Annotated in this window: 3 protein-coding genes; 2 read left to right on the plus strand and 1 reads right to left on the minus strand. The window is 72.9% G+C overall.

Annotated features, from left to right (window positions below):
• Positions 1–232: 232 nt before the first annotated feature.
• Complete coding sequence (locus tag VOI19_RS18210; RefSeq protein WP_323794358.1) at positions 233–727, minus strand: hypothetical protein; 495 nt, start codon at positions 725–727, stop codon at positions 233–235.
• A 93-nt stretch (positions 728–820) separates the two neighbouring features.
• Here VOI19_RS18210 and VOI19_RS18215 point away from each other — a divergent pair, with 93 nt between their 5' ends.
• Both VOI19_RS18215 and VOI19_RS18220 read left to right on the plus strand, forming a co-directional pair.
• The gene (locus VOI19_RS18215) at positions 821–1,288 is read left to right on the plus strand and encodes a hypothetical protein (RefSeq protein WP_323794359.1); all 468 of its coding nucleotides are present in this window, start codon (positions 821–823) and stop codon (positions 1,286–1,288) included.
• Positions 1,288–2,310 carry an alcohol dehydrogenase catalytic domain-containing protein gene (locus VOI19_RS18220; RefSeq protein ID WP_323794360.1) on the plus strand — a complete coding sequence of 341 codons (1,023 nt, stop codon included), beginning with the start codon at positions 1,288–1,290 and terminating at the stop codon, positions 2,308–2,310. The genes VOI19_RS18215 and VOI19_RS18220 overlap by 1 nt, the downstream gene beginning before the upstream one ends.
• The last annotated feature ends 74 nt before the right edge of the window (positions 2,311–2,384 follow it).

Below are 2,384 nucleotides of genomic sequence, written 5' to 3' on the forward strand. Positions count from 1 at the left end.
GATAGATGTCGGCAGCGATGAGGGTGGCGCACAGCAGCGACACGGTGAGGTAGGTCCACGCGACCGGCGTGAGCCAGTCGGGAACGGCGGAGCTCATGGTCATGTCCATGGGTGGGTGAGTCCTTCGTGATGGCAAGTGAGTGGGGTCCGACGGACCCGGGGCAGGAGCGGGACGCGCGCGCTGGGTCGCGCCGTCCGGGGGAGGGGCTCGGAGGGGATTCCGAGCGAGCCCTCACACCCTCAGCACGCAGAGTGCGTCAAGCGAAGGTGTGGCCCAGGGGGTTCGGCGCGGCCACCTCCCGCGTGGCACCCGCGACGTCGTACGGCGCAGCAGGCCGAGGAAGGTGTGGCGACGGGTGGCGAGAAGCAGAGCGAGGAAGGTGATCGCCGACGCGACCCCACCCAGGCACACCGCGCTCAGGGTGCCCACGCAGCTGCTGTCGCAGGAGCCGTGCAGGCCGGTGGGTGCGAGCTCGGCTGTGACAGCACTGGCGATCATCGCGGTCGAGGTGACGGGGGGTCCGACCTCGGGAGCGTGACTCAGCTGAGCCACCGCTGGCACCTGAGCCATCCCGGCCATCCCGGTCATGCCGGTCATGCCGGTCATGGACGTCGACACCGCGAGGGCAGCGAGCACGGTGCAGGCCACGCCGAGCGCCAGGACGAGCACCGCGCCGAGGGAGCGACGCGTCCAGCCGCCCCGTCGCGGGGCATCGGTCCTGGGCACGTCGGAATCGTAGCCCTGGGGTGTGCGACCGACGCCTTGCGAGCGCCGGTGACCTCTACCGTCACCAACAGCGACATCGGGCATGCTGGGCGCATGCGATTCAGTGAGCACGAGCTGACCGCCGCCCTGCACGGCGTGGCGAAGTCGGTGCTGCGCGCGCAGCGCAAGGTGCGCCGCGGGGCCGACGTCGACGAGGTGTGGGAGCAGATGGACCGGCTCCAACGCTTCAAGATCCTCGACGGACTCGGGTCGCAGGTGCTGCCCGTGCTGGTCGCCCTCCCCGACGTCGAGGTCGCGCCCGGCACCCGGCCGTCGTACGACGACGCCACGATCTCCGAGGTCCTCACGCAACTGCTCGACGCCGACAGCGGCGGGCTCGGGCGGCTCAAGCGGGCCGTCGTCCTCAAGGGACGGGTGGCGTTGGTGCAGATCGCGCTCGCCTCGGTGCCGTTGCGGCGTGACCCCGACGCGCTTCTGCACGCCGACGATGCCGCCGGGGATGCCGCCGGGGACGACTTCGAGATGCCGGACATCCCCGACCACCCCGGCAGCCTCACCTGATGCGCGCGGTCCTCGTGACCGAGTTCGGTCGCGAGCCTGCGCTGGTCGAGGTGCCGGCGCCGGGCTGTCCCGCCGACGGCGTCGTCGTGGACGTCGAGGCGACCGGGCTGTGCCGCAGCGACTGGCACGGCTGGCAGGGCCACGACGACGTCATCGCCCTGCCTCACGTGCCCGGCCACGAGCTCGCAGGCACGGTCGCTGCGGTGGGTGCCGAGGTGCGCGATTGGGTGGTCGGCGACCGGGTGACCACGCCGTTCGTGCTGGCCTGCGGCGAGTGCCGCTCGTGCGATCGCGGCGACGGGCAGGTGTGCGAGCGCCAGCTGCAACCCGGCTTCACGCAGTGGGGCTCGTTCGCCGAGCAGGTCGCGCTGCCGCGCGCCGACCTCAACCTCGTGCGGATCCCCGACGGGGTCGATGCCGACGTGGCCGCCGGCCTCGGGTGCCGCTTCGCGACGGCGTACCGCGCGGTCGCGCACGTCGCCCGCGTCGAGGCGGACGAGAAGGTCGTGGTGCACGGCTGCGGAGGAGTGGGCCTGGCGGCCGTGATGGTCGCTGCCGCCCGCGGTGCCTCGGTACTGGCAGTCGACCCGTCGGAGGCCTCGCGGGCCTTGGCGAGCGACTTGGGTGCGACTGCTCTCTCCCCGGACGACGTGACGGAGGTGCGCGACGCCGACGTCTCGCTCGACTGCTTCGGCAGTCGCACCGCCATGGCCGCCTCGATCGCCTGCCTGCGGCCGCGTGGCCGCCACGTGCAGGTGGGCCTGCTCGGCGGCGACGACGCCCGGCCCGCGGTCGACATGGGTCGGGTCGTCGGCCTCGAGCTCCAGCTCCTCGGCAGCCACGGGATGGCGGCGTCGGACTACCCCGAGCTGCTCGGACTCGTCGCCGACGGCACGCTCGCTCCCGACCGGCTGCTACGCGACCGGATCGGCCTCGGCGAGGCGGGCGCGAGGCTCGCCCGGCTGGCAGAGACCGGTGCTGCGGCGGGTGGGGTGACCGTCATCAGGCCCGACCTGGGCTGACCGTCCGCGCTCTACTCACCCCTCTGCGTGGAATTGTCGCCGGCCGGGGGCGGTTCACCTCGTCATGCGCACCG

Origin of the sequence: Nocardioides sp. (genome assembly GCF_034670285.1) — a bacterium.
GTDB lineage: Bacteria > Actinomycetota > Actinomycetes > Propionibacteriales > Nocardioidaceae > Nocardioides.

What these genes read in the sequence shown, in the direction of transcription:
- VOI19_RS18215 (WP_323794359.1), top strand. Translation starts at nt 821, where the DNA reads ATGCGATTCAGTGAGCACGAGCTGACCGCCGCCCTGCACGGCGTGGCG.
- VOI19_RS18220 (WP_323794360.1), top strand. Translation starts at nt 1,288, where the DNA reads ATGCGCGCGGTCCTCGTGACCGAGTTCGGTCGCGAGCCTGCGCTGGTC.